21 protein-coding genes, 1 tRNA gene and 1 pseudogene are annotated in these 23,819 nt (G+C 50.8%); 8 read left to right on the forward strand and 15 right to left on the reverse strand.

What is annotated here, in order from left to right:
- Positions 1-828, reverse strand: a complete 828-nt coding sequence (locus tag HMPREF9469_RS33890) for a peptidoglycan recognition protein family protein (protein ID WP_082197798.1) — start codon at positions 826-828, stop codon at positions 1-3.
- A 695-nt stretch (positions 829-1,523) separates the two neighbouring features.
- On the opposite strand from HMPREF9469_RS33890, the pseudogene HMPREF9469_RS23285 reads away from it, so the two are divergent.
- The 4 genes and pseudogenes from HMPREF9469_RS23285 (at position 1,524) to HMPREF9469_RS32505 (ending at position 3,383) form a co-directional block, all read left to right on the forward strand.
- Positions 1,524-2,093 (forward strand): annotated as a pseudogene (locus HMPREF9469_RS23285) (sigma-70 family RNA polymerase sigma factor).
- Entirely contained in the window at positions 2,068-2,916 is an 849-nt protein-coding gene (gene rsiV / locus HMPREF9469_RS23290; protein ID WP_007867772.1) for an anti-sigma-V factor RsiV, read from the forward strand. The pseudogene HMPREF9469_RS23285 and the gene rsiV overlap by 26 nt, the downstream one beginning before the upstream one ends.
- A gap of 120 nt (positions 2,917-3,036) precedes the next feature.
- Positions 3,037-3,219 (forward strand): hypothetical protein, encoded by a 183-nt coding sequence (locus HMPREF9469_RS23295; protein ID WP_007867773.1) that lies wholly within the window; start codon positions 3,037-3,039, stop codon positions 3,217-3,219.
- Positions 3,220-3,224: 5 nt separating this feature from the next.
- Entirely contained in the window at positions 3,225-3,383 is a 159-nt protein-coding gene (locus tag HMPREF9469_RS32505) for a hypothetical protein (protein ID WP_007867776.1), read from the forward strand.
- Positions 3,384-3,518: 135 nt separating this feature from the next.
- Here the strand turns inward: HMPREF9469_RS32505 and HMPREF9469_RS23300 are convergent, their stop codons facing one another.
- The gene (locus HMPREF9469_RS23300) at positions 3,519-5,051 is read right to left on the reverse strand and encodes a bifunctional metallophosphatase/5'-nucleotidase (protein ID WP_007867778.1); all 1,533 of its coding nucleotides are present in this window, start codon (positions 5,049-5,051) and stop codon (positions 3,519-3,521) included.
- A 27-nt stretch (positions 5,052-5,078) separates the two neighbouring features.
- Entirely contained in the window at positions 5,079-6,158 is a 1,080-nt protein-coding gene (gene ytvI, locus HMPREF9469_RS23305; RefSeq protein ID WP_007867781.1) for a sporulation integral membrane protein YtvI, read from the reverse strand.
- Between the two features lie 660 nt (positions 6,159-6,818).
- Between ytvI and HMPREF9469_RS23310 the strand changes: the two genes are divergently transcribed.
- Positions 6,819-8,423 carry a S8 family peptidase gene (locus HMPREF9469_RS23310; RefSeq protein ID WP_227884582.1) on the forward strand — a complete coding sequence of 535 codons (1,605 nt, stop codon included), beginning with the start codon at positions 6,819-6,821 and terminating at the stop codon, positions 8,421-8,423.
- Positions 8,424-8,593: 170 nt separating this feature from the next.
- Here the strand turns inward: HMPREF9469_RS23310 and HMPREF9469_RS23315 are convergent.
- The 6 genes from HMPREF9469_RS23315 to nifS all read right to left on the reverse strand — a co-directional run bounded on the left by HMPREF9469_RS23315 (position 8,594) and on the right by nifS (position 13,814).
- Positions 8,594-8,682 (reverse strand) — tRNA-Ser (locus HMPREF9469_RS23315).
- Positions 8,683-8,815: 133 nt separating this feature from the next.
- Positions 8,816-9,625, reverse strand: coding sequence for a DUF6612 family protein (locus tag HMPREF9469_RS23320; protein ID WP_007867786.1), 810 nt, complete (start codon positions 9,623-9,625; stop codon positions 8,816-8,818).
- A gap of 107 nt (positions 9,626-9,732) precedes the next feature.
- Positions 9,733-11,076, reverse strand: a complete 1,344-nt coding sequence (locus tag HMPREF9469_RS23325; RefSeq protein ID WP_007867788.1) for an N-acetylmuramoyl-L-alanine amidase — start codon at positions 11,074-11,076, stop codon at positions 9,733-9,735.
- Complete coding sequence (gene mnmA, locus HMPREF9469_RS23330) at positions 11,073-12,149, reverse strand: tRNA 2-thiouridine(34) synthase MnmA (protein WP_007867789.1); 1,077 nt, start codon at positions 12,147-12,149, stop codon at positions 11,073-11,075. The genes HMPREF9469_RS23325 and mnmA overlap by 4 nt, the downstream gene beginning before the upstream one ends.
- Positions 12,146-12,583, reverse strand: coding sequence for a Fe-S cluster assembly scaffold protein NifU (nifU, locus tag HMPREF9469_RS23335; protein WP_007867790.1), 438 nt, complete (start codon positions 12,581-12,583; stop codon positions 12,146-12,148). The genes mnmA and nifU overlap by 4 nt, the downstream gene beginning before the upstream one ends.
- Positions 12,584-12,629: 46 nt before the next feature.
- Entirely contained in the window at positions 12,630-13,814 is a 1,185-nt protein-coding gene (gene nifS, locus HMPREF9469_RS23340; protein ID WP_007867791.1) for a cysteine desulfurase NifS, read from the reverse strand.
- 288 nt (positions 13,815-14,102) lie between these two features.
- On the opposite strand from nifS, the gene HMPREF9469_RS23345 reads away from it, so the two are divergent.
- A complete protein-coding gene (locus tag HMPREF9469_RS23345) occupies positions 14,103-15,503 on the forward strand; it encodes an MATE family efflux transporter (RefSeq protein WP_007867792.1) in 1,401 nt (466 codons plus the stop codon).
- Position 15,504: 1 nt separating this feature from the next.
- Here HMPREF9469_RS23345 and HMPREF9469_RS23350 read toward each other — a convergent pair whose 3' ends face one another.
- Together HMPREF9469_RS23350 and HMPREF9469_RS23355 are read right to left on the reverse strand one after the other, a co-directional pair.
- Positions 15,505-16,797: a TRAP transporter large permease gene (locus HMPREF9469_RS23350; protein WP_007867794.1), complete on the reverse strand. Its 1,293-nt coding sequence runs from the start codon at positions 16,795-16,797 to the stop codon at positions 15,505-15,507.
- Positions 16,798-16,801: 4 nt separating this feature from the next.
- Positions 16,802-17,323 (reverse strand): TRAP transporter small permease, encoded by a 522-nt coding sequence (locus HMPREF9469_RS23355; RefSeq protein WP_007867796.1) that lies wholly within the window; start codon positions 17,321-17,323, stop codon positions 16,802-16,804.
- A 333-nt stretch (positions 17,324-17,656) separates the two neighbouring features.
- Between HMPREF9469_RS23355 and HMPREF9469_RS23360 the strand changes: the two genes are divergently transcribed.
- Positions 17,657-19,219, forward strand: coding sequence for a putative polysaccharide biosynthesis protein (locus HMPREF9469_RS23360; protein ID WP_007867798.1), 1,563 nt, complete (start codon positions 17,657-17,659; stop codon positions 19,217-19,219).
- Between the two features lie 32 nt (positions 19,220-19,251).
- Here HMPREF9469_RS23360 and HMPREF9469_RS23365 read toward each other — a convergent pair whose 3' ends face one another.
- Positions 19,252-20,049, reverse strand: coding sequence for a Cof-type HAD-IIB family hydrolase (locus HMPREF9469_RS23365; RefSeq protein ID WP_007867801.1), 798 nt, complete (start codon positions 20,047-20,049; stop codon positions 19,252-19,254).
- A gap of 186 nt (positions 20,050-20,235) precedes the next feature.
- Here HMPREF9469_RS23365 and HMPREF9469_RS23370 point away from each other — a divergent pair, with 186 nt between their 5' ends.
- Positions 20,236-21,606, forward strand: coding sequence for an MATE family efflux transporter (locus HMPREF9469_RS23370; protein ID WP_007867803.1), 1,371 nt, complete (start codon positions 20,236-20,238; stop codon positions 21,604-21,606).
- A gap of 2 nt (positions 21,607-21,608) precedes the next feature.
- Here HMPREF9469_RS23370 and HMPREF9469_RS23375 read toward each other — a convergent pair whose 3' ends face one another.
- The 3 genes from HMPREF9469_RS23375 to HMPREF9469_RS23385 all read right to left on the reverse strand — a co-directional run bounded on the left by HMPREF9469_RS23375 (position 21,609) and on the right by HMPREF9469_RS23385 (position 23,735).
- Positions 21,609-22,844: an NAD(P)-dependent oxidoreductase gene (locus HMPREF9469_RS23375; RefSeq protein WP_007867804.1), complete on the reverse strand. Its 1,236-nt coding sequence runs from the start codon at positions 22,842-22,844 to the stop codon at positions 21,609-21,611.
- Between the two features lie 116 nt (positions 22,845-22,960).
- A complete protein-coding gene (locus HMPREF9469_RS32130; RefSeq protein ID WP_156200172.1) occupies positions 22,961-23,101 on the reverse strand; it encodes a hypothetical protein in 141 nt (46 codons plus the stop codon).
- Positions 23,102-23,168: 67 nt separating this feature from the next.
- Entirely contained in the window at positions 23,169-23,735 is a 567-nt protein-coding gene (locus tag HMPREF9469_RS23385) for a folate family ECF transporter S component (RefSeq protein WP_007867806.1), read from the reverse strand.
- Between the last annotated feature and the right edge of the window lie 84 nt (positions 23,736-23,819).

Below are 23,819 nucleotides of genomic sequence, written 5' to 3' on the forward strand. Positions count from 1 at the left end.
TCATTTGCTGCCTTTCATGGCAGCATCCACGTCCTTTTTTAACTGCTCCCATGCATCTTCATGATCTACAAAGTACTTGGGACAAACTTTTCCGTTGATATCGTAATGGCGGACCACGTCTTTGGATGTCAGTTTCAGTTCCTTGCACAGAGCTGCGGTCAGGTTTACCACCGACTCATAGGTTGCATCGTTGAATTTCCCGGTCTCATCAGGATGGCAGACCTCTATGGCTATGGTGTCGTCATTGCGGGGGGCATTTGCGTAAGCAATTTCAGTAATGGGGATGCACTGGATCACCTCCCCCTCCAGACCCACCACAAAGTGGCTGCTGGTGGAGGTTCCGCCCTTTTGTGGATCCTGATCCGCCAGGCTGTCAAAATAATTCCTGTTGTTTTCTGCCGTGGACCCCGGATTTGCCACATAATGGATCACGATATTATTAACCCTCTGCCTGCTGACATCCGGTCTTGAAAATATATTCTTCCTTATAAAATCCTGTTTTACCCATTCAGGCACTTCCGCCGCTTTCAGGTCCACCGTATAGGGCCGTTCCCACCCCCAGAGATAATAACCTCCGCCAAATCCTGCGCCTATGCCCAGCACAAATGCAAGTAAAAGGGCGAGCACCGGTACTCCCCGCCTTTTGCCGCTCCCCCGCGAATCATTCTTCCCTTCGCGCTGGGACCTGTTTCTGGTTTCGCCGTGTGAGCCGCTTCGGGTTTCGCCTTGTAAATTGCTTCGGGTTTCATCCCGTGAGCCGCTTCGGGCCAGGCGGCTGCCTGCTCCACGGGAACTGCGGCTGCCTGCATCCGCGCGGATCTGTGCTATGTGCCCCTTCTCCGCGTGGTGGCCTTCCCCTGTGCGGTGGCCTTCCCCTGTGCGAAGACTTTCCCCTGTGCGGTGGCCTCCCCCCGCGCTGTGATCCTCTCCCGCTGCGGACGCGTTCCCTGAACCAGCCCGCTTTCTTAAGGCCGCTTCCTCCCTGGAACGTGAACGTCCGGCTCCTTTTGCCCTGGAACGGCCCGGAACTAACGCCCCCTCAGCGCCGTTATCCTGCCTGGTTCCTCCCATATGTGAAGCACCCACAGGCCTGTTCTGCCTGGTTCCCTGACTTTTCCCGGGCTCCAGGGGAACGTGGCGGATGTCATCCCCTATCTCCATGTCCTTTGTATAATCTTCCCTCATCTGACGTATACCTTTCATTTTGTTTCCGATTTATCTTTTTATAAAACCATACCCTCAGCGGACAAGGGGACACATGTTTTCACACAACAGATCAGTAATCCCGCGTCATTACCGCCGGACGTGCTCCCACTGGCGTTAACGCGGCCAGCCTCAAAAAAACAGCGGTTTGAGCGTATGCGATTGTCCACTAAAGGTATTATCAATATAACATTTTTTGATTTAAAACACAATGGATGTTGCATTTCACAATTCTTACGATAAAATGTAGGAATGAGTGCAACTTTATGGAATCCTCAAACGTCTAACACACAGAAGGATACGAAAGGAGGATACAATACATGGGCTTTCAAAAAAATACGGCGGACACCGAACGGATTCTCACGGACAATTATGAGAAATATTACCGCCTGGCATATAGCTATATGCGCAATGAAGACGATGCTTTGGATGTAGTCCAGGAAAGCGCCTATCGGGCGATCAGGGACTGCGGCAAGGTTAAGAATAAAGACTACCTGTCCACATGGATTTACAGGATCGTAGTCAACACTGCCCTGGATCTGTTACGGAAGAAAAAGAAGGAGACACTGACCGAGGAACTGCCGGAGATCCCGGTGGAGGATCAGTATCAGGAAACGGAACTGCGGACCATACTGAACCAGCTGGACCACAAAAGCAAAACAATTATTATCCTCAGGTATTTTGAGGACCTGAAGCTGGAGGACATTGCAGATATCCTGGGTGATAACCTGAACACGGTAAAAGCCAGGCTGTACAGGTCCCTGAAAAAGCTAAGACTAAACCTGGAGGCCGAACATTATAAAGATGTTGCAGATAAATTTTAGAAAGGAGTAATGCTCATGAAACAGGATAGAAAAAAAACAGATGGACATGTTAAAGCAGGAATATGACCACATTCCTGTGCCAAAAGAAGCTAAGACGCGCATGCAGACGGGCATTGCCCAGGCAAAAAGAGAACAGAAAGGCGTGATCATTATGAAATTTGCAAAACATACAGGCGGGGTCGCAGCAGCAGCCATGCTGACCATTACCCTGCTGGCTAACTTAAATCCTACCACAGCCAATGCAATGGAGCAGATACCCGTGATCGGATCCATTGCCAAAGTAGTTACCTTCCGTACCTTTGAAGATAAAAAGGGCAATTTTGAAGCAGATATCCAGGTTCCCCAGGTAACTTTGGAGAACAGTGGAGAAACCCAGGTCCCTGCCAATAAATCCATTGAGGAATATGCCAATGAATTCATTGCCGACTACGAAAAAGAACTGGCCGCAAACAATGGTGAAGGCCATTATGGAGTGGATTCCCGATACAAGGTGGTGACTGACACTGACAAATACCTGTCCATCCGGATCGACACCACCCTTACCATGGCCAGCGGCACTCAGTTTGTTAAGATCTTTACCATTGACAAGACAACAGGAAATGTCATAACCCTGGCAGAACTTCTGAAAAACAAACCGGCAGCCCTGGAAGCTGTCAGCGATCAGATCAAGCAGCAGATGGAAGCTCAGATGGCCGCGGACGAGAATATTATCTATTTCTATCATTCCGAGATGCCTGAGGAGGACTTTAAGGGACTGACCGGGGATGAAAGTTACTATTTTAATCAGAACGGTGAACTTGTAATTGCTTTTAATGAATATGATGTGGCACCTGGTTATATGGGAGCAGTGGAATTTACCATCCCCGCTTCTGTTACCGGAACCTTTTAGGATTCAATTTCCTTCCTATCCCGTGGATGTGCGGCAGACTCCCTGTACATCCACTTTTTATACTTGAAAAAACGCATATTTTCCCGCCTTATCCTCCATACTAACCATGAGGTGATGAACATGATAGATAATGATGAACTGCCTATTGGGTTTACTATGGAGCTGGCCATGCATTCCGATGCCTTAAACCGCTTTGCAGGGCTTTCCAAACCGGAACAGGAACAAATCGTCAATGGCGCCAGAACCATTGAGAGCAGACAGGAAATGCGCAACTATGTAGAAAACATGTTTACGAAAGGATGATGGCCATGAATGCCGGACAGACACCCATGGAGCCCTTGGAGCTTCCGGGAAGAAACAGCAGCACTTACGGCGATGGCGACATTCCGGAGATCGACCTGCCCGGAACCGCTGACGCCACCCCTTCCATCCCGGAGGAATGCCCGGGAAGAGGCATGGAGTCCTGATCCTGACCGGCCAGGACCCAGCATGGAAACGGAATTAAAACAGTCCGGGGGGCCTGCCCCCTCGGACGTTCCCGTACAGAGAGCAGCTTTGTCCAAATATGTTCAGATCCCGGAATACCTACATATTAGACCGTATCACGTCTGAGGCTGCCAGATCACCTGGCAGCTTTCCCTATTCGGCAGTTTTACGGGACTGTTGGAGCGGATATAACGGGCGATCAGCTCCGGCACCTGCACAGTGCCTTTCCACAATACAGGGCAGCGGCCCAACAGCTCATATCCCCCTATGCCCGTGGCGCGGTAATTGCTGGTACACAGCCGCAATTTTCCCTTTCCCAGAGGAGTGCCGTCTGTCCTGGTCAGCTTGGTTACTCTTTGTCCCACAGGACGTCCTATGTCAAAGACATAGGAGATTCCTGCATAAAAATCGTAATTAAAATGTCCCAGCTTTGGTTCCAGGAACACTTCCGATATTGCCGGTTTTCCATCCTTTAGCGTAAAGTAGGCTGCGCACCGCTCCAGGGAGGCCCTGAGCACTGTCTCATCTGCCTCCAGGACCACTAGCGTGTTGTCAAAGGGATATGCCCTATATATCCCTTTCATGGTCACAGGGCTGTACAGGCCCACAGGAGTATTTCCCAAACTGGTACAGGATAATTCCGCACCGGTTACTGCAAGCTGTACCTGATTAAACAAGGCAGCCATACGGCTGCCCCCCAGGGCCGCCTTCAATTTTTCCTCAGGCAATATATCATTCGCCATCCATCCCACAGGCTGGTTCAGCCATTGCTCCACCATGCATTCAAAGGGCAGCAGCGTGTCATAGGGTTCCCTCTCGTGCTCTTTTTCCACAGGCAGGATCCGGGATCCTATGTCCACCTTTTTGTCTTCCTCCTCAACCTCCAGAAAAACATACCGCTCTGCTCCCCCAGGACATTGGACCGCATAAGTTTTATTTATATCTGTTCCTTCTATTGCCGCATGCTGGTGACCGGTCAGTACCAGGTCATAACCCAATTCTTCGCAAAGCTTCCAGCCAATATTTTCTCCTGTGTAGGATAAGATCCTGCCGTCCTGCAGATCACGCTCAAATCCTCCATGGTAAATACAGATACAGATATCACACTGCGGCCGGAGGCGCTCATATGCATGGGATGCTGCGGTAAAGGCATCTGTAATCCGCAGTCCTGCCAATGTTTCAGGCTGTTCCCACACATTTACATAATCTGTTACAATTCCCGAAATCCCAATCCTAAGCCCGATTTCCAGGGTATGCACGATCTCCGGCAGGATTCCCAATTCTCCCCTCAGATCCTGCACATTGGCACACAGGCACTGTGCATCCAGCGCCTGGAGGTAATCCCTCAGGGCCTTGTACCCAAAATTAAAATCATGGTTTCCAAGAGTGATATAGTCGTATCCTGCCGCGTTAAACGCCGCAGCCATGGGATGGCATGGCGCTTTATCCGGATGTTCCAGATAATACTGGGAAAAAGGCGTGCCCTGAAGCGTATCTCCGCCGTCCAGGATCAGGGTGTTTTCATCCTTTTTCATCTGTGCGGCCAAGTTCAGGATACCGCATGTTTCAGGTACACCTGCCAGATAATCCACTGGAAATACATGTCCATGGGTATCAGAAGTATAATATATCTTTAATGTCCGTTTCATCCCCGCCCCCCTAATAGTTTTCTGACATTACGCTGTTCTGAACAGCCTGACCGTGCCTGTGTCATTGAGATGGCGCAGCAGCGAGAGACCGATGGGAAAACCGAAAAGTCCAAGCACCCCAAAAAGCTGCGCCCCCACAAACATGCTGACCAGCGTCACCACGGGGTGAAGGCCGATCTGGCTGCCTACGATCTTGGGCTCTATGATATTGCGGATGACCGTGATGGCCAGATAAACGATCAGAAGTCCCAGAGCCAGTTTGTGATCTCCCGTAATGGCTGTGATGATCGTCCACGGTATCATAATGCCCCCTGTTCCCAGCACAGGAAGGATATCAAAAACAGCGATCAAACATGCAATCAGAAGGGAGTGCTCCACGCCGATCAGTGTAAGTCCCAGGGCAAGTTCCACAAAGGTTATGGACATGATAAGGGCATAGGAACGGATGCATACAAACAGCGTGCCTACCACATAAGCCTGGATCTTCAGAAAGATCCCCCTTGACTTTTCCCCCATCTGAAGCAGGCAGAAGCTTGTGAGCCGGTCATAATCCATTGCCATGAAAAAGGTGGCTATGACCATAAGCAGCAGATTGATAAAAAGGCCGGGAAGGGAGGAGGCAAAACCGGATATCCACCCCATGGCGCTTATGGAAAGCCCGGAAACCATCTGGCCTGCCGATTGTACAAAATGTCCCTCCAGTTCCTCCAGAGCACCCACAAGGGATGGGTCCATGCGCAGAATGGACTGCTCAATGCTGCTGAATATCCCTGCAAGTACCGGTTCCGCCCGGTTAGTATAGATTGCCGGCAGATTTACTATGAGCGCTTTTCCCTGGGAAAACATCTTAATACAGAGCAGGGTTATCAAAAGCCCCGCTGTGCTGTAAAACAGGAGTACCAGCAGAATGGCCGTGACCTTTTGGTTCAGATGAAGCCTTCCTGACAAAAAGCAAATGGGTCCCTTTAACAGGTATGCGATCACAAATGCCGTGACAAAAGGGGTTACCATGGGCAGGCCGTATTTTAAAATAGCAAAAGCGGCCGCCAACAGGATGGCAAAATACATGCAATTGATTATAAATACCTTTCTTTCTTCTGTTTTCATCACATCGGTTCCTTTCTGTTTCCTTCCTCAGCCGGAAAGCATAAAATAAAATGGCACGGCCAACGCCAAAAAGGGCGCAGGACATGCCTCATTGTTCTGATTTCTGTGTAAAATTATAGTTCAGGGCAGCATTACGATCAGCGTCCTCCATAAAAACGGTTTTCTCTTTTTGTGTGATCTGTTTATGGCTTATTATATGGGTTTAAATGTAATAACACAAGAGGGTGGAAGTAAGTTTAACATATTTTTAACCTTATGCCCATGAATGACTATTTCAAGGTCCACTCTCATATATTGAAATAAATTGGAAACTTAGGAATGCGCTGGATGAAAATATTAGATGAGAATTATTATGACTTAATAATAAATAATGCAATAGCTCCGATTTATGCAAACGATGATACCCTCAGTGGACAAGGGGACACGCGGTTTTGCACCACAGATTTGCGATTCTGCGGCGTTACTGTCGCTCGGCGTACGTCCAGTACGCCTCGTTCCAGTGCCTTGCAGAATCACAAATCTGAGGCGCAAAACTCCTTCGGACCCCAATCACCGTATTTTGGTGGCTGGTAAGGCAACGGATGGAGGCGTACTGGACGTACGCCGACTGACGTTAACGCGGCCAGCCGCCAAAAGACGGCGGTTGGGGCGTGTATCCCCTTGTCCACTGAGGGTAACATTACTTATATTAATGAACGGCATGCCTTGATCCATCTTCCTGCCGCTGATAATATCTGTTCTCTCGGCACAATGCCATATCACATATTCCCTAGCTTATTTGAAGCTACTTCTCCTATCAGCCTGGGAGCCTCCGGAATTATCTCCATACAGGAGAATCCCCATCTGGATTTACAGGGCCTGGGGGTACTGGTCGGTATTATTGACACCGGAATTGATTACACCCATCCTGCATTCCGCAATCCTGACAGTACTTCCCGAATCATCTCTATTTGGGACCAGACCAATCAAAATGGTACGCCGCCGGAACGATTTACCTTCGGCACGGAATATCAGACCGAGGAGATCAATCATGCTTTATCCTCAGATAACCCTCATTCTATAGTACCTGTATCTGATCCCACCGGACACGGTACATCCCTTGCCAGTATCATTGCCGGCAGCCCAAACGATACGGTTAACTTTTCCGGTGTCGCACCAAAATCTGAGTTGGTCATTGTAAAGTTAAAGGAAGCAAAGAAAAATATCAAAGATATATTTTGTGTCCCCAATGATGTTACTTGCTATATGGAATCGGACATCATGCTTGGAGTCAGATATTTATACACTGTTTCACAAGCCCTGAGGCGCCCTATTGTTATATGCCTTGCATTGGGCAGCAATCAAGGAGGGCATGACGGAAACGGTGCTCTCAGCAGCTATTTGGATTATCTTTCCCAGCTCCCATGGATAGGAATATCCATATCGGCCGGAAATGAAGGCGTAGCGGGAAGACATTATTTTCATACCACAATGACAGCGCCATTCCAAAATGATTTTGAGCTGTTGGTTGGAGATGGCGATCATGAATTTTCATTTGAGATATGGTCCTCCTATTCAAGATTATCCGTGGAGATTTTTGCACCCAATCGTGAAACCACACAGCAGGTCTTCCCTTCCCTGTTTGACTGCAGAAGATTTCAGTTTATTTTTCATGATTGCATTTTATGGGTCAATAATATGATGTTTGAGCAGGATACAGGGGACCAATTAATCCTTGTCCGTTTTCATAACGCGCTTCCCGGTACATGGACGATCCGAATACGCAATTTAGAAAATGAGGCATTTACTTTCCATGCCTGGCTGCCAACCGAATCGATTCTGTCGGATAACACATATTTTATACGGTCGGATCCCGATACAACCATCACTTCTCCAGGCAACAGCTACCATCCGCTGACAGTGACCGCCTACAATCAGCTTGATAACCGGATAATCCAAGAGTCAGGAAGAGGATTTACCCGAAACGGACACATAAAACCGGATCTGGCAGCACCAGGTTATCAGATTCCCTGCGCCTTGCCCCAAAGCCGTTACGGTAATGCCTCCGGCAGCGGAGCTGCTGCCGCTTTTGCCGGCGGAGCCATCGCGATCATTTTAGAATGGTGTGTTTCCCGTGGGAACTATACCTCGATTACAGGAAATGATATCAGCAGGCTATTAACACGGGGAGCGAGACATGATCCGGAAATTTTATTTCCTAATAACATTTGGGGATATGGAGAACTGGATGTTAACAGAGTCTTTGAACAATTCGCCTCACTATAGCATGTATATTCTGTTCTTATAATGGCTTTATACGTCTAACCCGCGGGGACAGGCCCCTCCATATTCCTGCTTCTTCATTCCCCATATACAGACCATCCGGCTGCCGGTACATTTAACAAACCCATTCATCACAAAAAAGCCGCCAGCAATATCGCTGACAGCCTATGAAACGGAGGAGGAGGGATTTGAACCCTCGCGCCGGTGCTACCGACCTACTGGTGTTCGAAGCCAGACCCTTCAGCCGCTTGGGTACTCCTCCAAGAAAATACCAACTACTGCATTATACACTAAATTTTGTGTTTTGTGTAGTAGTTGGCATTAATTTTTTTACTTTCAATTCTGTTGTCTTATATCCATGCTGTCAAATCTTAGCCAGATACCGCTGCCAAGCCTTAATTAGCAGCTGCAGCTGCCGTCATATCCGTATACTCGGCAACATTGGGAACAGGAACATCCACAGGCTGGCCCGGATCTGCGATTCCCACATCTCCGTCCAGATTTACGGTAACGGTCTGGCCTTCCATGGTCATATCCATATCCATCTTAAGACGCATCTTGATCATGTCACCGTTTGGATTTACAACATATTCACCTCTCATGTTGCGAAGGTTCATGCCGGTTCCATCCATCATGCCGGTGAGGCCCGTAGAACTTAAAACAGTCTGAAGGTACTCATTCATCTTAGTATCATCAATGGTAAAACCGATCACCTTATTCTCACCTTCATCCCACAGGTTCAGGTCCCGCATAATGTCTGTGGAAACATCAAAGGCATTGGCGGATGCCATGGACTGCTCCATCATGTCGGCCATTGCCATGGGGTACTTGACTTTCTGACCCAGCATATCCATGTAGCAGTATCCGTCCAGATAATACATGGAAAACGTAATCTGCTCATTGTCCGGTCCCGTCATACGGCTGTAAGCCATATAACGCATCTGGCCGGGGTCTGTGAGATGGTTCATCTTTATGTTCATCTCAAGCCGCATGTCCATGGGGGACAGGCCTTCATTCTGCAGCATGGTGCCGCCCACTTTTATCTTAAAATCATAGTAGGCATTCATGTCCGTAATGGATCTGCTCTTCTCCTGTACCTGGTTATACAGCGCCAAAGCTTCCTCTGTCTGTCCGGCATATGCGGTCATGGGGCACAGCAGGGCGGCTCCAAGGGCGATAGCCAGCAGGCGTTTCATAAGTTTCATAAAAAGTCCCTCCTTGTTTTGACAAAAATCAAACTGTTATGCTTATTGTAAAACAGTTTTCAGTTTTTGTCTATCTCAAGAAGGGTACTGTAAGAAAATGTTAATAATCACCGGCCAAAATATTGGTTGATCCCTGCCAGAAGGCCGTCAGCCAATGTATTCAGAGTTGCCTGGGAGTGGTCTGATGCCTTGTCACCCAACTCTATGTCCACGGAAGGTATGGTGGAAAAGGAGGTCTGGGTCAGGTCCATGGCCATGGCTCCATTGGAGAATATCTTTACCCCAACGCCTTTCAGGCCTGCCACCAGACTCTCTCCAAGAGCATTGTGGGACTGCCAGTGGCTTCTCACCGGCTCCATGTTCCGGTAGGAATCCACATTGGGCACACTCATATAAAACGCCCCCTTGTTGTTGGTGGTGGAATCCCAGTGGAGCGCAATATGGCAGTCGCTGGTATTGTTGGCGATCACTGTCCTGGCTATATTATCCAACTGCACATCATCACTTTCCCTTATCATCAGCACATCATACCCGGATGCCAGAAGTTTATCCTTTAGGATCTTTGCCATGGCAAGGGTCACCTTACTCTCCGCCGTACCGTCCGCAAATGTCATCCCGCCTGAAACAGCCACGGCCGAGGTTGCGCCCGCGCCGGTTGTGCCCCCGGTGACCTTGGGCGTACCATCCGGATGGCACAGGGTCTTCACCGAAGAACCGCCTTTTGTGCCGTGTCCCGCATTGACGCAGACCGTGATATTTTTCCTGCCGGATGCATCCGAACGGTAAAGCACGGCAGAACCGGAGTTGATCTTTGAAAAATCAGCATACTTCCAGGAAGGGTTCAGGGTAACCTCCCCGCTGTCCGCGCATGATGCCCCGGACACCCCGGCTGCCCCACTTGTCTCTACAACATCGGTGGTCACATAAGCGGATGAGAGATAGCAGGATGTACCGTTGTAATCGATCCTGGTCCACTCGCTGCTCTTACCCGTGCGTTTCAGTTTTGTCCCATGGCTTGCATAGGTGACTATGTTGGAATCGCTTCCCGTGTCACAGGATGACCGGATACGCACACTGCCTCCGTCAGAGGTCTTTACATAAACCGAATCGTCCACACTCTCAAATACCGGCAAGGACGCTGTGGTCAGCTCTGTCTCCAGACGGGTGGTTTCCGCAGTGGCGCTGATCCGGATGTCTCCCTGGCTTTGATCATCCCGGCCCTGGTTATCCCGGCCCTGATCATCCTTGCCATTCTGGCCTTCAGAAGCAGAACCGCCTTTTCCTCCCAGACCATCCATGGCCGCCTCTGCCTGGGATACCTCTGCCTGGGACTTAAGTTCCTCACTGGTGGCATACTGGCTGCAGCCCGCAGCTCCAAGGCTGCAGGCCAGTATTCCTGCCAGCACAAAAGAAACCTTTGATCCCTGTCTTTCCCACGCCTTCATTTTCATACAATAGTACCTCCGCCTGCCACATAATCCCCCTGGTAGAACACAACGGCCTGGCCCGGCGTAGCCGCCCGTACCGGCTCGTGGAACACGCACTCCACCAGGTCCGGACCAATCTCCCGTATGGTGCAGGGCGCGCCCCTGTGGCTGTATCTGATCTTGGCAATGACCTCCATCGCCTGTCCATGAAGGCCGTCCACCGCCATCCAGTTCAACTTGCTGCAGCAAAGGACATTTGTAAATACATCCTTGCCCTCTCCGATCACCACCTCATTGGTCTCGGGACGTATCTCTACCACAAACACGGGACGCCCCATTGAAAGGTTCAGGCCCTTGCGCTGGCCAATGGTATAATGGGAGATTCCTTCGTGCCTGCCCAGGACATTTCCCTGCAGATCCACAAAATTGCCCTTTGGCATCTGCTTTCCTGTGTACTCTTCAATAAAATTGGCATAATCATGGTCCGGTATAAAACAGATCTCCTGGCTGTCAGGCTTATGGGCCACCTGAAGTCCGATGTCCTGGGCCATCCTGCGTATCTCATCCTTACAAAAGCTGCCCACAGGCATCAGGGTATGGGCCAGCTGATCCTGGGTCAGGTTGTAAAGGGCATAGGTCTGGTCCTTCTCCACTGTAACCGAGGTTTTGAGGGCATATCTGCCGTTTGGCAGCTGCTCGATCTGTGCATAATGGCCGGTGGCAATATAATCCGCCCCGATCGCCATGCTGCGCCTTAAAAGGGACTCCCACTTCACATAGCGGTTGCAGGCAATACAGGGGTTAGGTGTTTTCCCCTCCACATACTCGCCCACAAAATAGTCCATTACGTTTTTCCGGAACTCTTCCCTGAAATTCATGACATAATAAGGGATACCGAGATCCATGGCAACCCTGCGGGCATCATCCACGGCGCTTAAGCCGCAGCATCCCCCTTCTGCCTCCTGGACATCCGTATCCTCATCCTGCCATATCTGCATGGTGACGCCGATAACGTCATAACCCTGCTGCTTTAACAGCCAGGCAGCCACGGAGGAGTCAACTCCTCCTGACATGCCTACTACAACTTTCCTGCTCAATAGTCTTCTTCCTCTTCCTCTTCTTCGATATTATCCTTGGGTTTTTCCAACCCTTCAATGGTAATACCCTGTTTCTGTGCATAATCCCAGAGGGCGGCGTGAATGGCTTCCTCTGCTAACAATGAACAGTGTACCTTAACCGGGGGCAATCCGTCAAGAGCTTCCATGACAGCTTTGTTGGTGATTTTCATGGCCTCCTGGACGGATTTTCCTTTTACCAGTTCGGTAGCCATGCTGCTGGTAGCCACGGCCGCGCCGCAGCCAAAGGTTTTAAACTTCACATCCCTTATGATCTGGTTATCGTCAATATCCAGATAGATCCTCATGATATCGCCGCATTTGGGATTTCCCACGGTTCCCAGGCCGCTGGGGTTCTCTATTTCACCCACATTTCTTGGGTGCTCAAAATGGTCCATTACTTTCTCGGTGTACATCTATATTCCTCCTGGTCATGGGCGCCAAACAACAGGCGCTCCGCTTTTACTGTTTGTTGTGCTTCATATAATCTTCGTATAACGGTGACATGCTGCGCAGGTAAGCCACCACTTCCTTGATCTGCTCTACCACGTAGTCTATCTCTTCCCTGGTGTTCTCCTCGCTGAGCGTCAGACGCAGGGAACCATGGGCGATCTCATGGGGCAGCCCGATGGCCAGGAGCACATGGGATGGGTCCAGGGATCCGGAGGTACAGGCGGAGCCGCTGGAACCGCAGATCCCTGCCATGTCCAGTTTGATGAGAAGGGATTCCCCTTCAATGAACTGGAAAGCAAAGTTCGCATTGTTGGGAAGGCGGCTGGAACGGGAACCATTGATCCTGGTAAAGGGCACCTCGCTGACCACCCGCTCCATCAGGTAATCACGAAGCTCCGTCTCTTTCTGTGTGCGCTCTTTCATGTTGGCCATGGCAATCTCCACTGCCTTGCCGTAGCCCACAATGCCGGGAACATTTTCCGTGCCTGCACGGCGTTTGCGCTCCTGGGCTCCCCCATGGATAAAGGAACGGATCTTAACGCCTGTACGGATATAGAGGAAACCGATCCCCTTTGGCCCGTTCAGCTTATGCCCGCTGGAGCTGAGCATGTCGATGTTGTAATCATCCACATTGATGGGCACGTGGGCGTAGGCCTGTACCGCGTCTGTGTGGAACAGGATACCGTGTTCTTTTGCAATTGCGCCGATCTCCTTTATGGGTTCAATGGTTCCGATCTCATTGTTTGCAAACATGACGGAGATCAGGATGGTGTCCGGCCTGATCGCCTTTTTCAGTTCGTCCAGCTTGACCACGCCGTTCTCATCCACATCCAGATAGGTGACATCGTATCCTCTCTTTTCCAGATACTGGCAGGTGTGAAGGATGGCATGGTGCTCAATCTTGCTGGTAATGATATGTTTTCCCTTCCCGGCATAGGCTTCCGCGGTTGCAACCAGAGCCCAGTTATCAGACTCGCTGCCTCCTGCCGTGAAATATATTTCATTGGTCTTGGCCCCCAATGACTGAGCAATGGTTTCCCTTGCATGGCTGACTGCTTTTTTGCTGTTGGTGGAAAAATCATATACGGATGATGGATTTCCATAAAATTCCGTAAAATATGGAAGCATGGCTTCCACTACCTCCGGCCTCGTCTTGGTGGTGGCCGCATTATCAAGATAAATCAACTGTTTCATACTAAAAATCCGCCTTTCTGTAGTCCTAAAGTTAAAAGCTTCATCTACGCCTCTTACTATACCATAGTATTCCTACAATTTCAATAGGAATACTTGTATTTTGTCCAAAGCAAACATGAAGGCTGATACTTTATTATATGTCATCCACGCCCCTCAGTTCACAGGGATCCCCCGCCCTCCAGGCTCTGCCTTTTGCATCCGGCCCTATTAGAATCATGCACTGCATTGACATTTCCGCCCCTTCGTCATTATAATGGAAGTTAACGATATAGAAAGAAGGAAGATACTATGGGGATGAATGAAGGGGAAAATGAACGGTACGACATGCTGGTAAACGGGGATATCAGAAAGGTGGTGCCAAGGCTTGCCGTGCCCACCATCATAAGCATGATGGTCAGTTCCATTTATAATATGGCGGACACATTTTTTGTAAGCCAGCTGGGCACAAGTGCATCGGGAGCAGTGGGGATCATCTTTTCAGCCATGGCCATTATCCAGGCTCTGTCCTTTACCATCGGCATGGGCACCGGCAACCACATGGCGCGCTGTCTGGGCGCCGGCAGGACAAAGGAAGGTGAGACAGCTGTGTCCGTAGCCTTTTTTACGGGCATGATACTGGGCACCTGCCTGGGCTTTGTGTGCCTGCTGCACATTGACCAGATCGTCATGCTTTTAGGGGCCACCGAGACCATCAAGCCCTATGCGGTGGAGTATGCGCGCTATATCTTTATAGCCACCCCGTTTATGATGTGCTCCTTTATCATGAACAATCTTCTGCGCCTCCAGGGCCTGGCCGCATTTGCCATGATCGGCATCACCGCGGGAGGGATCCTGAACATTGCCCTGGACCCCCTGTTCATATTCGGCCTGAACCTGGGGACCTCAGGCGCTGCCATTGCCACCGGGCTCTCCCAGTTCATAAGCTTCTGCATCCTGCTGGCCCAGTGCAACAGGAGGAAAGGATGCATTCCCATACGGCTCCGGAATTTCCGCCCTTCCCTTTCCCTGTACGGAAAGATCATCTACGGCGGGATGCCTTCCCTGACCCGCCAGGGCATGGCAAGCATTGCCACCATTGTCCTTAACACCACGGCCCATCCCTTTGGGGACGCTGCCATTGCCGCCATGGCCATTGTAAACCGCCTGGTCTATTTCATCAATTCAGCCGTGATCGGGTTTGGCCAGGGCTTCCAGCCCGTATGCGCTTTTTCCTATGGGGCAAAAAAATATGCCCGGGTCCGCCAGGCATATATATTCTGTGTTAAATTTACCACCTGTATCCTGATCGTGATCTGCGCCGGAGTCTTTCTTATCTCGGGACATGTCATCAGCCTGTTCCGCAGGGATGACCCGGCGGTCATTGCCATCGGCACCCTGGCCCTGCGGCTTCAGCTCATCACCATGTGGTTCAATGGGTTCCTCACCATGAGCAACATGATGTCCCAGTCCATTGGATACGGTTTCAGAGCCACCCTGCTGTCCATTTCCCGGCAGGGGCTCTTCCTTATACCGATCCTACTGCTGGCCGCCCATTTCCTTGGACTTCTGGGAATCCAGGCCGCCCAGCCCATTGCCGATGTATGTACCCTGGTACTCACGGCCTTTATTATACACGGGATCTTTAAGAGTTTTCCCCAGGAGCCCCAGGAAGTCCGCGATATTCAGGGCTTCCAGGGCGTCCGGTCCTGACTTATGATAAAACCTGGGGAAGCCAGAGGCTGATGGCAGGAATAAAGGTGATCAGCAGAAGCGTAATGATCATGCACAGGTAAAACGGCAGGGTCGCCTTGACTACCCGCTCTATGGGAACCTTGGAAACAGCGGATCCTATAAAAAGCACCGCTCCCACCGGAGGAGTCAAAAGGCCGATGCCGCAGTTTAACACCACCATGATGCCGAACTGGATGGGGTCGATCCCAATGGATGTTGCAATGGGCATCAGAATGGGGGTGGCGATCAGGATAATGGGCGCCATATCCATGATACAGCCCAGTACCAGAAGGATCAGGTTCAACAGCAGCGCCAGGATGACGGGATTGTTTGTCAGACCTGTGATGGCGTTGGCTGCCATTATAGGCACATGCAGGCGGGTCAGGCAGTAACCGAATATGCTGGAAGTGGAAATGAGGATCAATACAATGGACAGGGTCTCCACACATTCCCCCATAACTCTCCACACGCCTTTCCAGTCAAGGCCTTTGTAGATGAACACGCTGACGATCAGGCTGTAGATGACCGCAATGGCCGCTGACTCCGTTGCTGTAAATGCACCGCCCACAACGCCCACAACCACGATCAGCACCGCTGCCAGGGCCCAGAATGATACGCTAAGCTGCTTTAACAGGTTGGCAATGCTGAACTTATCGCCCTTCGGATAGTTGCGCTTCACAGAGATGATATAGGAGCCCACCATCAGCGATACTGCCAGCAGGGCCCCCGGTATATAGCCGGCCAGGAACAGACTTCCCACGGAAATGCCTCCCGCCGTGGTGGCATAGATCACCATGTTGTGGCTTGGCGGGACCAACAGGCCTTCACAGGAGGAGGTGATGGTTACCGCGGTTGAAAAATCGTCATCATAGCCCTGTTCCACCATCATTGGGATCAAAATGGAGCCGATGGAGGCCGTGTCCGCAGCAGCGGAACCGGAGATCCCTCCGAAAAAATAGGATGCCACAATATTGACCATGGCCATGCCGCCCCGCATCCATCCCACGCAGGCATTGGCCAGTGCAATCAGCTTTTCCGATATTCCTCCGGAGCCCATCAGGCAGCCCATGACAATGAAGAAAGGCACGGCCATCAGGCTGAAGGTGCTGATGCCCTTTACCATCTGCTGGCAGATGGTGGCCAGGGGAAGCCCCTGATACAGCAAACAGAATACAGAGGACAGGGCCACTGCGTACGCAATGGGAAACCTTAAAATAATCATAGCAAAAAAACTGGCCAGCAAAATCAGGATCGCAGCGTTTTCTCCGCTCATATACTCACTCCTCCTCTCCCATACAGATTGCTTTTACGTGATTGTACAGCGCTTCCAGTTCAAAGATCACCATCGCCACCCCGGCAAGGGGAACCGGAAAATACATCCAGAACCGTGAAAGCCAGGGCATGCTCACATAGGTCCCCTTGGAGCCAATGCCATTGGCATATTTCCAGCCCACGGTGATCATGATGACTGCAAGGGCAAGGACCGCCACATCGGACAGGATGTCAAGCGCCCTCACCACTGTCTTTGGCAGATAGATGTCAAAGGCTGTCATTCGGATATGGGCGTTCCTGCGGATCGCCAGGGCGGCTGAAAGCACTGCCATATAGGCCATACAGGTCAGGACAACCTCCTCGCTCCAGGCCGGATCCGGAATAAAGGGCACATAACGGCCAGCCACCGCCATACAGGTAATCAATATATCCACCGTCAGCAGCATTTTGCACAGGAACAAAACAAACTCATAGGTCTTATCATACACAGGTTTGATCTTGTCAATTGTTTGAAACAGAGATGACATGGTACTCTCCCTTCTATTATGAATGGCATTAAGAGACCTGACCGCAGCGAGCTCTGACTGACTTGGTCACTATAAAGATATTATAAAGGATTCGGGTGTCCAGGAATACGGTAAGTTTTTGCGAATTTTAGTATTTTTTTAACTTTTTTATAACTTATGCACAAAAATATGGTCTGTTAAGAAATCTTAACAGGCTAATTTTAACAACTTTTTAACGCAAATGCAGCATTTCATTTATGTTTTCTTTATATCATGCCTCCCATCCCCCTCCCCAGTCATAAAATCCTCCTCCATCCAATATACTTGTAATAATTCCCATTTCCCGGAGTATCCATGAAGGAGTCAATCATCGCATCTTCATCCATTTCCAAACGCCTTTCCCCACGGAAAATGGCGTTTATAACAGGTACGCTGCTCCTTACCTCCACAGGGTTCATATGCAGGATCCTGGGCTTTTTCTACCGTATTTACATGTCCAGGACCATCGGAGCCGAGGGCCTGGGCATTTACAATATGGTCCATCCCATATTCAGCATCTGTTTTGCCGTCTGTGCAGGTTCCATCCAAACCGCCCTGTCCCAGTATGTGGCCGCCAACCAGGCCCGGGGCAAGGCCGTGTTCAAGACAGGCCTTGTGATTGCCATGGGCATGTCTTTTATTCTTGCCTGGGTCATTTACACCAACAACCATTTCCTGGCTGAAAAGCTTTTGCTGGAACCCAGATGCGCGCCCTATCTTCCTGTTATGGCCGTATCTGTTCCCTTTGCAGCCCTCCACGCCTGCATTAACGGTTATTATTACGGAATGCAGAAAGCCAGAGTGCCTGCATTTTCCCAGGTGGCTGAGCAGGTCATCCGCATGGGCGCCGTGTTCCTGATCGCCGGTATCTGGCTGGATTCCGGACGTGAGATCACGGTGAGCCTGGCTGTGTACGGGCATCTGATCGGGGAAATGGCCTCAGCGGCATTTACCCTGTTCTGCCTGGGCTTTTTTCCTCCCTCGGGACGCAAAGAAGAGAGGAACATACGCAAGGTCATCCCTCTCTCCTTTGGTGCATCGGCAGCTCCCCTCATGGCTCTGGCACTGCCCCTTATGGGCAACCGGCTGATCCTTAATGTACTGGGAAGCGCAGAAGCCATATGGATTCCCAATAGGCTGATGAGCTCCGGCCTCACCAACTCCGAGGCCCTGTCCATCTACGGTGTGCTCACCAGCATGGCCCTGCCCTTTATCCTATTTCCGTCAGCCATCACCAATTCCATGGCCGTGCTCCTCCTCCCCACCGTGGCTGAAGCCCAGGCGGACGGCAACGAAGCCCGGATCTCCTCCATGATATCCATGTCCCTGCGCTACAGCTGCTATATGGGGATCCTGTGCATCGGCATCTTTACCATCTTCGGCAACCAGCTGGGCGTCAGCGTGTTCCATGACCAGAACGCAGGTACGTTCATCACCATCCTGTCCTGGCTGTGTCCTTTTATGTACCTGGCCACCACCATGGGCAGCATCCTGAACGGGCTGGGAAAGACCTCGGTCACATTTTTCCAAAACGTGTGGGCCATGGTCATACGGCTGGCCTTTGTGCTCTTTGCCATTCCCCGTTTTGGGATCCTGGGATATCTGTGGGGTATGCTGGCCAGCGAGCTGGCCCTTGCTGTCATGTGTTTTCTGGCCGTGAAAAGGCAGGTGCCCTTTCAGTGGGATACTGCCAACATGATCATAAAGCCTGTTGTACTGCTTCTCATCTCCATCGGCATATACCTGGCATTCTCCCATGTGATGACATCCCTGGACCGCCTTCCCCTGTTTATTGAAACCTCGGTCCACATTGTATTCTTAAGTATCTGCTACATGGGGCTTTTGCTCCTGTTTCATAAGAGGAAACCGCTTCCGTAAAAGTGTTTCGGAGAACATGGTCCATACACGCGCTAGGAGGTACGGGACAGCAGGTAGTCCACGGCCTGCATCAGTCCGTCCCGGGCCACATCCCCGGTCACATAGTCCGCCGCCGCCCTGGCCTTGGCTGTCCCATTGCCCATGGCAATGCCGATCCCCGCATAGGAGAGCATGGACACGTCATTGTTACCGTCCCCAATGGCGGCCGCATCCTTGATATCGATCCCGTAATGGGCAAGAACCTGCCGGATCCCTGTACATTTTCCGCCTCCCTTTGGGGTCAGGTCCACTCCCTCCCCATCGTGCCATACAGAGTACTCGCAGCCCGGCAGCTTCTTTACCAGCTCCAATGCCCCAGGCTCATCCAGGTAAGGAATGACCTGGTAAATATCGTGGAAAAGAGCCCTCTTTATATCTCCCAGAGGAGGAATACGGGTTCCTATGCTCTGCTGCACCCGTTCCACCCGTTCATCCACATAATTCAGGTACCACCGGTGGGCTTCCATGAACAGGCAGGGAAACGGCTCCTTTTCCATGACCTCAAGGATTGTCTCCACCTGATCCCGGGCAATGGGATTCTTATACAGCACCGGTCTGCCCGGGCTTTCCTCATAACAGTACTGGCCGTTTAGGGTGACATAGGCGTCAAACACAAGGTCATCCAGCAGTTTTTCCTCCTCGATCTCCAGATAATGCCGGCCGGTGGCGATAAACAGCCGGATACCGGCCTGTCTGGCCTTATCCAGAGCCTGTCTTGTGCTCATGCTGATCCCCTTTTTTTCAAATTCCCTTAAAGTACCGTCAATGTCAAAGAATATTGCTTTTACCATGCACGTCTCTCCTTTTTCCCCTTACTTTCCCTTTACGTTCCTCCTTGCATCATGCTCCAAGGTGTCTATGGCACATTATACCAGTCCTTCCCTTAATGTAAAAGACCCGTTATTGACTTTCTTTTGGTTTGGAGATATATTTATTAGATGGCATTTTTTAGAGATAGAAAGGACTGGGTAATATTTATGGGAACATCAAAAGAAGCAAAAGAAGTAGACCTGGGTTCGGGCAGTGTGGGAAAATTGCTGTTTAATCTGGCAATTCCAGCCATTACCGCCCAAATTATCAATGTATTATATAACATGGTTGACCGTATGTACATAGGCCACCTGCCCGGCGTGGGGGCCAATGCCCTGACCGGCGTGGGCGTCACCTTTCCTGTCATCATGGCCATCTCAGCTTTTGCAGCCCTGGTGAGCATGGGCGGCGCGCCCAGGGCATCCATCATGCTGGGCAAGGGTAAAAAGGATGAGGCTGAAAATATCCTGGGCAACTGCACCACGGCCCTGATCGTGGTGGCGGTGGTGCTCACCGCCTTTTTCCTCACCTTTGGACGCAGTATCCTGCTGATGTTCGGCGCCAGCGCCAATACCATTGAGTACGGGTGGGCCTACATGCAGATCTATTCACTGGGGACCATTTTCGTGCAGCTGGCGCTGGGATTGAATGCGTTTATCAATGCCCAGGGATATGCAAAAACCGGAATGCTCACCGTACTGATCGGAGCCGTGTGCAACATCATCCTGGATCCCATTCTCATGTTTGGGTTCCATATGGGCGTGCGGGGCGCCGCTCTGGCAACCATCATCTCCCAGGGCATCTCCGCTGCCTGGGTGGTACTGTTCCTGCTTTCCAAAAAGAGTTATCTCAACATACGCCCCCATTATATGAAACCAAAAGCAGAGGTCCTCATGCCTGCCATTGCCCTGGGGGCCGCACCCTTTGTGATGCAGTTCACGGAAAGCATTTTGAACATCTGCTTTAATACTTCACTGTTAAAATACGGAGGGGATGTGGCCGTGGGGGCCATGACCATCATGGGAAGCGTGATGCAGTTCTCCCTGCTCCCCCTTCAGGGGCTGACCCAGGGCGCGCAGCCCATTATCAGCTTTAACTTTGGGGCAAAAAAACTGGACCGGGTCAGCAGAACCTTCCGTCTTCTGCTCATCTCCTGTATGTGCTATTCCACTGCCATGTGGGCGGTCAGCATGTTTGCTCCCTCGGTCTTTATCCGTATCTTCACCAAGGACCCTGCCCTCACTGCCTTCAGCACCTGGTCCATCCATATATACATGGCCGCCGTCCTGCTCTTTGGCGCCCAGCTGGCCTGCCAGCAGACTTTCATCGCACTGGGCGACAGCAAGACTTCATTGTTCCTGGCGCTGCTGAGAAAGGTCATCCTGCTGATACCTCTTATCTACGTCCTGCCTGCATTTTTTGAAAACAAGGTATTTGCGGTTTTCCTGGCAGAGCCCATTGCAGATACACTGGCAGTCTGCACCACGGTATCACTGTTTATCATTTCCTTCAGGAAATTGAAACGCGAAATGAAATAATCTTAATTCCCTTTGTTTTTATCCTTATTTTTCATGTATTCGTCCATGGCATCCACCACGGTTTTGGAGTAGGCAACCGCCTCCACCACTGTTTTGGCTCCCAGGACCACATCACCGGAGGCAAATATGCCTTCCACCGTGGTTTCTCCGTTGTCCGAGGTCTGAAGCAGCCCGTTTTTTGTGGCCTTCAGACCGTCTGTGGTGTTGACCAGCTTACTCTTTGGTCCCTGGCTGATGGAAATGATCACGGAATCCGCCTTCACCTGCTCTGTTTCTTCAGAGTATCCGGTGATATTCCCCTCCTCATCAAAACACACATCCCGGAACACCGGTCCGTCATCATTGATCTCCACAATACTTTTCCCAAACTCAAACCTGGCTCCGTCCAGCATAGCATACTGGGTCTCATGCAGGCTGGCATCGGAATGCTTTCCCCTTGCGTACATGGTCACATTATGGGATCCCTTGCGGATCACGGTCCTTGCCACATCCATGGCTGAATTGCCCACGCCGATAATGGCCACATTATCCCCCAGGTCATAGGCATCGGGATTGGCAAGGTAATCAATGGCAAAATGAACATTTCCCAGTGACTCCCCCTTTACCCCAAGGGTCTTGGGACGCCAGACGCCAGTTCCGATGAAAATGCTCTCATATCCGTCCCGGAACAGGTCCTTGATCTCCAGTGCTCCGCCAATGGTGGTGTTGGGCCTTATCCTGATCCCTATGGACTGGAGTTTTTTCTTATAACGGTCCAGAATGCTCTTGGGCAGCCGGAATTCCGGGATGCCATACTGCAGTACCCCTCCGATCTTGTCCCTGGAATCAAAGATGGTCACGCTGTACCCCCTCTGGGTCAGCATAATGGCAATGGTGATACCGGCCGGTCCGGCACCGATGACCGCCACCTTTTTTCCGTTCTTAGGTGCACATTCTATGTTGATCCGTTCCAGACAGGTGTCTGATATATAGTTCTCAATACTGCTCACATGGACCGGCTGGCCCTTTCTGCCAAGGACACAATGGCCTTCGCACTGGCGCTCATGGTTACACACCAGGGAACACACCAGGGACATTGGGTTGTTTGCAAACAGCATGGCGCCTGCGTCCTCCAGTCCCCCTTCCTTTAATGCTTTGATCATGGTCGGAATGGGTGTATGGATGGGGCATCCCTGCTGACACATTGGTTTCTTACACTGAAGGCATCTGTTTGCTTCATCAATTACATGAACTGCCATGGCATGGTTCCTCCTCAATCTTGACTTCTGTTTTTTTTGCAGACATCATCATAGCACGGACCGGTGCTTCCTGCAACAGGCCGGGTGTACTTTTTGCAAAACAGCTTGACGGAAAATTAACGGTATTGAAGGCTGCTCTCTGTTTTATTTCCAGAATGTACCATGGCTGCGCACTGCGCAAAAATGCCTCCGGCCAGCCATTTTAAAGGCGGACCAAAGGCATTTTCCTCAGACCAATGGATCGTTAATAATTTCATCAGTTATTTTTTCCAATTCGTATCCCATCCCTTAAACAGGCCGGGATCGTGCCGGGGCATCCCAAAATCATACAGCGGTCCTGGTCTTTCCCAATATGCGGAACACCCCTGTCATCTCCAGGACCTTTGCAGTATTAAAGAATATAAAAGCGTCAATGGGCCACATGATCAGATTTCTGATAATACGCGGGGCCAGGAGCACCATAAATGCCTTTCCATACACAAGAGACAGGCACAGGGTGTTGAGGAACAGGTTGCACACAACAGCCACCACCAGCTGGACGGCCAGCACCCGCCACAGGGTCAGGGGCTTTTTGTAAAGGAAACAGCCGTACAGCAGTCCTTTGAGCATCACGATCAGGGTCAGACCTGGCATAAACGGCCCCATGGGCTTGACCAGGTACTTAAGCACATCCAGGGCTCCTCCAAACATGCCCCCCACCACGGGCCCGAACAGATAGCTTACAAGGGTAACGGGGATCCCGGAAAATCCGATCCTCACCGTATCCGTAATGTAAATGGTCAGCGACCCCAAAACCACTCCTATAGCCGCCATCATGGCGCATACCGTAACGGTCCTGACCTGTCTCATCTCCTGGGATGAGCTGGTAAATAAAGCTGCCAGTTTCTTCATGAACAATTACCTCCTTTGCAGATTTCTCGTACTACAATGGGAGATATCCGACATGTTCCAAACAGGTTCAGGATCATACCTGCA

The sequence above is a fragment of the [Clostridium] citroniae WAL-17108 genome, from assembly GCF_000233455.1.
Classification (GTDB): domain Bacteria; phylum Bacillota; class Clostridia; order Lachnospirales; family Lachnospiraceae; genus Enterocloster; species Enterocloster citroniae.